The following is a 901-nucleotide window of genomic DNA, read 5'->3' as shown; positions in this document are numbered from 1 at the left end:
GCGCTGGTGGTGAACCACCTGTCGGTGAGTGCTGTCGCGGCCGCGCTCGGCGTCTCCTGGAACACCGCCAACGACGCGGTCCTGGCCGAGGGCCGGCGGCTGTTGATCGCTGACCCGAAGCGGTTCGACGGTGTGACCGTCGTCGGCGTGGACGAGCACGTGTGGCGCCACACCCGCCGCGGTGACAAGTACGTCACCGTGGTCATCGATCTCACCCCGATCCGGCAGAACACTGGCCCGGCGAGGCTGTTGGACATGGTCGAAGGCCGCTCGAAACAGGCGTTCAAGACCTGGCTCGCTGATCGTGACCAGGCCTGGCGTGACCAGGTGCAGGTCGTGGCGATGGACGGCTTCACCGGCTTCAAGACCGCCGCCACCGAAGAACTACCAGAGGCCGTGACGGTGATGGATCCGTTCCACGTGATCCGGCTGGCCGGTGACGCCCTCGACACCTGCCGACGCCGCGTCCAGATCACCCTCCACGGCAGCCGCGGCCGCAAATACCACCCCCTCTACCAGAACCGCAGAACCCTCCACACCGGCGCCAACCTGCTCACTGACAAGCAACACCGCCGCCTCGAGGACCTGTTCGGCGATGATCGGCACGTCGCCGTCGAAGCCACCTGGGACGTGTACCAGACCATGATCGCCGCCTACCGCACCCCCACCCGGGTCGAGGGGAAGAAGGCCATGGCCCGGCTGATCGACGCGCTCGCATCCGCCGTTCCCGCCGATCTGGTCGAGGTCGCCAAGCTCGGCCGCACCCTGACCAAGCGCCGCGACGACATCCTCGCGTTCTTCGACCACCAAGGTTCCAGCAACGGACCGACTGAGGCGATCAACGGCCGGCTCGAACACCTGCGCGGCACCGCGCTCGGCTTCCGGAACCTCACCCACTACA

The 901-nt window shown here is 67.4% G+C and carries 1 protein-coding gene; it reads left to right on the top strand.

Going from position 1 to position 901, the window contains the following annotated elements; translation table 11 throughout:
• Positions 1–901, top strand: a 901-nt coding sequence (locus ABD089_RS13710; RefSeq protein WP_343887026.1) for an ISL3 family transposase, incomplete at both ends; no start/stop codon positions are given.

Source organism: Luteococcus sanguinis (assembly GCF_039527675.1).
Taxonomy (GTDB): domain Bacteria; phylum Actinomycetota; class Actinomycetes; order Propionibacteriales; family Propionibacteriaceae; genus Luteococcus; species Luteococcus sanguinis.
Note: the sequence above shows the minus strand (reverse complement) of the source record. Positions and strands in the feature narration are given on the sequence as shown.